Source organism: Methylobacterium sp. GC_Met_2 (assembly GCF_026540795.1).
Classification (GTDB): Bacteria; Pseudomonadota; Alphaproteobacteria; order Rhizobiales; family Beijerinckiaceae; genus Methylobacterium.
Genome location: NZ_JALNUM010000086.1, coordinates 22,280 through 28,279, shown reverse-complemented (window position 1 = coordinate 28,279; position 6,000 = coordinate 22,280). Strand labels below are relative to the sequence as shown.

The 6,000-nt window shown below is 59.6% G+C and carries 4 protein-coding genes and 1 pseudogene; 1 reads left to right on the top strand and 4 read right to left on the bottom strand.

Features of this window, described 5'->3' with window-relative positions:
• From OXS49_RS23800 to OXS49_RS23790, 3 genes are all read right to left on the bottom strand, one after another.
• Positions 1–410 (bottom strand): hypothetical protein (locus OXS49_RS23800; RefSeq protein ID WP_267427132.1); only part of this gene is annotated, 410 nt, incomplete at its 3' end.
• A 304-nt stretch (positions 411–714) separates the two neighbouring features.
• Positions 715–1,218, bottom strand: a complete 504-nt coding sequence (locus OXS49_RS23795; protein ID WP_267427128.1) for a hypothetical protein — start codon at positions 1,216–1,218, stop codon at positions 715–717.
• A gap of 409 nt (positions 1,219–1,627) precedes the next feature.
• Positions 1,628–1,948, bottom strand: coding sequence for a hypothetical protein (locus tag OXS49_RS23790; RefSeq protein WP_267427127.1), 321 nt, complete (start codon positions 1,946–1,948; stop codon positions 1,628–1,630).
• Positions 1,949–2,999: 1,051 nt separating this feature from the next.
• Between OXS49_RS23790 and OXS49_RS23785 the strand changes: the two are divergent.
• Positions 3,000–3,917: pseudogene (locus OXS49_RS23785) on the top strand (IS481 family transposase); the annotation flags it as partial.
• A 495-nt stretch (positions 3,918–4,412) separates the two neighbouring features.
• Here the strand turns inward: OXS49_RS23785 and OXS49_RS23780 are convergent.
• Complete coding sequence (locus tag OXS49_RS23780) at positions 4,413–5,792, bottom strand: MFS transporter (protein WP_267427126.1); 1,380 nt, start codon at positions 5,790–5,792, stop codon at positions 4,413–4,415.
• Positions 5,793–6,000 lie beyond the last annotated feature (208 nt).

Sequence of the window (6,000 nt, the reverse complement as noted above, 5' to 3'; positions counted from 1 at the left end):
AGTTCCCTCGCCGTCCACGACAACACGATCAGGCCGTCGACGCCGATCGAGGCTCGTTTGACCACGGTTTTAAAGCCGTACCCGACCACGTAGCGCTCCTCGGTTTCGATTGGGCTGACGTGCATCCGCAAGAGCTCGTATTTCCCGTGGATGTAGATGTGCATGAAATCGGAGAAGTGGTCTTCTATGCTGCCGGCAAAACGTCGATCGCGGTGATATAGACCGGCGACGTGCAGGTGCAGCCCGTCGTTGACTCGGACCTCGTCAAGCAACACTTTCTCGTGCTTGTCGACGGGATAGTTGGGTGAGGCGATCCAAATCGGCAGCTTGCCGCGGTTGGCGAGCGCATTTGGCCGGCGGAACAGGCGGCTCAAGTGGGTGGCGTATACCCGGTACAGCTCCTGTTCCATCACCCGCAACTTAGCCGCCTCGGATCCAAGGATCTGCTTGAATATGAATGTGATAAGGTAACCTTCCCATCCAGCGTCAATTCGCTGTTCGAAGTATCCACCCCGGCTTCGATGTATGCTTTGCGAGTGGTAAAGCTGTTCGTATCAGGCATCGAAATTTCAGATGTTCCTCGTTCCCATCGAGCGATGGCAAGTCAGCCTAGTTTCTTTCCGAGAGAGCTTGGGGTAGCAATAAGATATCATCCAATCCAATTCTACCGTTACCAAAGGCTCTCAGAATGTAATCGGCCGCTTTTCCGGCGGTTCAATAAACTGGCTCCAAGTGGATTTGATCGATGCGCGACTTCGAATTACAATACGTGAGCTTGTTTTCCTCGACATGTTGATCGAGCGGCCCCCTAAGGCGGCAGGCTCGGGTGTAGGCCATTATGGAGTGTATCAGGAAGACATTATAATGAAGCCCGGCGTTCGGCGCGCCGAGGCGATGACCCTCCTTTTCATGCTTGAAAACCGGGTAGTTGGGACAACCGATTAGCCGAGGAATCACCTTATAAGCCGCCGCACTCGTCGGCTTCCTGTGAGAGCCGCTGCTTAATTTCTTAGCGAACCCAACTACCTCCTGTTGCATAACGGCCTTGGTTGCAGCTTCAGAAAGATGCAACTCCTCGAACATGAAGCTAATCATCCAACCTTGCCAAAAATATTCCGTGACGAGATTATCGACCCAAGCTGCATAGGCTTCTACCATCTGCCGGTCGCGAATTCGTTGCCGACTGTAGCTCGAATAACGATGCTCATTTTCCGTCATTGCGACTGTTTCCCTAGTGATTTAGTCATAGGTCGCCATATAACATCGAGCATTTCTGCCGATGAGGCGGGTAATGTTGAGCGCAGCATCAACGTCGGTGGCGATGTCCATCCGGCGCTTATGACCCTGCTATGTGCAATGCTTTTACGAGTTCGTGCCGGCAGCGTTCTGCTGCTGTCCAAGGTCGCAATGCACGAAATGATGTGCTGCATGCCCCAATTTAAGAGGATCTTCAGCTGCCGCTTTGTTTGTGCTTAGAATTGGTTTTTACGACCGGAGACCGTCATAGTAGCCCTCCGCAGCCTAACAAAATTCCCGAGATTTGCAGGCATATCGAGCCCGTGAAATATCCATTGTTCAGAATATTCTGGGCCGGGGACGCGATCTACGCGCCCCCTATAAGAAAAAGCTACGCTGTTTTTCGACCCTTCCACCGCCACTGACGGCTGCTCTTGTAACGAATGACCCATTCGGCAGTTCTCGCCGCATCATTTTGGAACAGGCCCATGCCCGGAACCGCGGTGATTCGCTCTTTTTTCACAACCGATCCGAGCTCGGCCATACGAGCAAGGCATGTGTTCGCGGCATCGACAGGAGAAGCATTGTCCCGAATACGCACGGCACCCAATATTGCTTTGACGAAGACAGCTTCCTCAAATTTATACGGGGCTTTGATAGGATCAAAAAGATTCCAGCCAACCTCTTGAGCACAGTAACGCAATCCCCGCAAGCTTTTGATCCATATTGTTATGTGTCCTTCTCGCAGATCGAGCCCTTCTGCGCGGGCGACAGGTATGGGCCACTCAATCTCACTTATAGGTTCAACAAGAACGCATACTCTTGCGTCAATGTAACCCTCGCATGATCGGGCATCAGTTACGAAAATATCGATTTGGATACGCCGCGTGTCATATGGAAATATCTTTTTTCTCCCTGGGCCTCGACCTCGTGGACCCATAGGAGTTTTACGAGTTGATTCTGATTGGTCGCCGATCTCTGCAAACGCTTTCTTTGCGAAGGCAGACCATTTGCAAATTTGCTTTCTCCATTATCGTCAATATCGATTTCGATACCTCTTGCTTTGTGCCTCTGTCCAAAACATGGCTCGTAAATGACTGATGGCGGCAACATAGTTGCCCGCCATCAGGAGCATACAATGCATCTGTCGGGACAGAAACTTCTTACTTATGCTGGATGGACTTGGAGCAGGAGGCAGGTGGCGCGAAGCCAAATTCTTAAGTTCCTAAATCAAAGAGTGCTTAATCAGTTAGGCTGCGGCACAAGGGTTGGACGGATGCAGATTGTGATCGGGATTATGGCCGAGTATTTGGTGCGCATGAGCAATCGAGATATCGCCGTCTCCGTGTTGTGTGACGTTTTGGAAGAGGTACGCAACGGCCCTGAGATGTATGAGCCCGAGAAAGACAGCGAATTCCGGTAGGATGAGCAGGTAGAAGCGTAACTGCTGACATAGGAGGTGGCTGGCGGTCGATGGTCGACCGCCAGCCTTCCAATCCACACGACGGGAGGGTGGCTCATGACAGGCCGAGCCGCCTATCGCACGTAGGTGGATCGATGCCGGTCGAGCCCTCGTAACTGCGCACCCTAGGATTGAACGCGAGGGCGCTGCAGGCCCTCCACGTTCAGCACGGTTGCATCCGTGGTCGTCCTAGCTGTTTGGTTGCGGAACGTCGTTGGGATGTGGCACGTTGGGCGATCAAAGTTTACGCGTGGCGGTTTGAGGGTGTGCGCCGCCGTGCTGCCGTTCGGAGGGCTCGTTGATGCTCGCCATCCATCCCCAAGCCCGCACCACCCCGGCTGTTCGCGCCGAGATCGCCCGCTCGCCCGAGAGTTCCGGGGTGTTGGCCAAGCGCTACGGCGTCTCCACCGAGACCATCCGCAAATGGCGCAAACGCGGCCCCGATGCCTGTCAGGATCGCTCGGCCCGGCCCCATAAGCTGCCCTGGCGCGCCAGCGATGAGGAGCGCGCCGTCGTGTGCGCGCTCCGCCGCTCCACCGGCTTCCCCCTCGACGCGCTGACCTTCGTCGTCAGCCACTTCCTGCCGCACCTGAACCGGGACGCCGTCTATCGCATCCTCAAGGCGGAGGGCCTGAACCGGCTGCCGCCGTCCGAGAGGACCCGCAAGCCGCACGGCACCTTCAAGGACTACGAAGTCGGCTTCGTGCACGTCGACGTGAAGCATTTGCCCAATCTACGCGACCGCGACGGCTCCACTCGCAAGCGCTACCTCTACGTCGCCATCGACCGCGCCTCCCGCTACGTGCATCTCGCGGTCAAGGACGACGAGACCACGGCCTCGGCGGTGGCCTTCCTCACGGACGCGCTCGGCGCCTTTCCGTTCCGGGTCACCCACGTGCTCACCGACCGCGGTTCGTGCTTCACGGCCGATGCGTTCGAGGCCGCCTGCGAGCGGCACGGTGTGCAGCATCGTAAAACGCGCCCGTACACGCCGAAAACCAATGGGATGGTCGAGCGCTTCAACGGCCGGGTGCAGCGCGAGGTGCTGGGCATCATGATCTACAGCCACGCCGACCTGGAGATCGTGCTGCGCGGCTTCAACGCGGCCTACAACGGTCGCCGTCAGCGCGTGCTGAACGGGCTCTCGCCCGGAATGGTCCTGCGGCAGCGCCTCGAAGCCGATCCAAGCTTGGCTAATCCAACCTACAGACCGCCAAGCCCAAGTCTCATTAAACGCGCCCTTCACATCGTCGCAGACGCCAAGGAGGTCTCGCATCCAGACAGCGACGAGCTTGGCGGAGAGAATGGGCGTGAAGCTGCCGCGCGGCTGCAAAAGCAGCATCAGCGTTTGCCGGGCTTTTCTCGACACCCATGCCGGGCCGCGCGTACCTCAGGAGGGTAACGCCGACCAATCCATCAACCGCAGAGTTCCGAGCGCGGCGATGCTTAAGTACGCGCACAGCCTGGCCGAACAGCAAGGCATCAATTGCCCGCCAGTGGTTGAGACGGACTTCGACGCCTGCCGGCGCTTTCTCGACGCTCACGCTACTCGGCCACAGCTTCGATCGGGAGCGCCAGATTCCGGTACAAGCGGAAATGTAGAGACTGCTGCACGCGGGAAGCGGCGGGGTAGAGCAGTGCAGGTGCCAAAGCAGACAACTGCGCGACGGCGGGCGTGAAGCGATCGGCTAAATATGACGCGATGGAAGGGGCCTCAGGACGCCACGGCCAAACGCGTGAAGCTCACCACGCTGGCAACCCCAGCAAAGGCTGCTCCGAGCCCCATCGCCACCGCTGGCCCGTGCGCTTCCGCGATTGCGAAGCAGGCCGCGACGAGGGCCGCACCCAGGGTCTGACCGAGCAGCCGCGCCGTGGCGACGATCCCACTCGCACCACCCGAGCGAGCAGCCGGCGCGCTCGTCATGATGGCGCGCAGGTTCGGGGCCTGGAAGAAGCCGAACCCAGCCCCGCAGATCGCCATCCGCCAGATGATGTTCGTGACGCTGGGATCGGCAGGTAGCAGCGCAAGCAGCCCCATGCCGATCGCCAGGCCGGCAAGCCCGATCCCGCCAAGCAGGCCAGGGGCAAAGCGGTCCGAGAGGCGCCCAGCCAGCGGCGCCATCAGCGCGACCACCACCGGCCAAGGGGTCATCAGGAAGCCGGTCTCGACCTGCGAGCGGCCCAGCGTGTGCTGGAACAGGAAGGGCAGCGAGATGAAGGCCAGCCCCTGTGCCGCGAAGGAGCACACCGCGGTCAAAGCTGACAACGCGAAGAGCGGGCGCTTCAGAAGATCGGCGGCCAGCATCGGCGCCGGGTGTCCGGCTTGGCGACGCAGGAGAAGGGTGAAGCAGGCGAGTGCCCCAGCGATCTCCGAGAGGATGCGCCAGAGTGGCCCCTCGTGTGCGGCCTCACCCAGCGCGAGAACCAAGAGCCCGAACGCGGCGGCGTTGAGAAGTGCTCCGGGGAGATCGAAGCTGTGGCCGGAACGTGCGGTTTCCGGCAGCGCCGTCCAGGCCAGGGCGAGGGCGACGAGACCAATCGGCACGTTGACGGCGAACAGCCAGGGCCATGGCGCCACCAGTAGGATCAACGATGCCACGGTTGGCCCGATCGCGAAGCCGACGCCGACCACGAAGGCGTTGAGTCCGACGCCGCGGCCGAGCTGGTTCGTTGGGTAGATAAAGCGGATCAGCGCAATGTTGACCGCCATCAGCGCGCTTGCGCCGATCCCCTGCAGCACGCGCGCGAAAACGAGCGTCGGTAGGGACCAGGCCAGGGCACAGACGAGCGACGCCCCAGTGAACAGGAGAACGCCAACGACATAGATCCTCTTCTGCCCGACGATCTCACCGAGCGCCGCAATCGGCAGTAACGTCGCCACAACCGCGAGCTGGTAGGCGTTCACGATCCAGACCGAGGCACCTGGATCAACTCCTAGATCGCCGGCGATGGTGGGCAGGGCTGTGTTGGCGATGGCGGTGTCGAGTGTCGCGAGCGCGACTCCGGTGAGCACCGCGGCCATCGCCCTTCCACGCTGGCCCGGCGGCGATCCATCGCGAGCGGGCGCAGTCGGGTCTGAGATCATTTCAGTCATTCAGCGTGGGGATTTCGTGATCAGGGCGCATCCTGGACTGCGCCCCTTGTCGCACCTTCGCAACTATGCTCCAGCTACACCTCTGCGCGGGGACGCTATACCCTCGTGCGGCCGAGGACAGGGGCAACGCTTCAGATCCCGCTATCAACCCTGTCGCAGCGTTGACCAAGCAGCAGGAGGCATCACGCGCGCCTGCGTTGTGTTGACA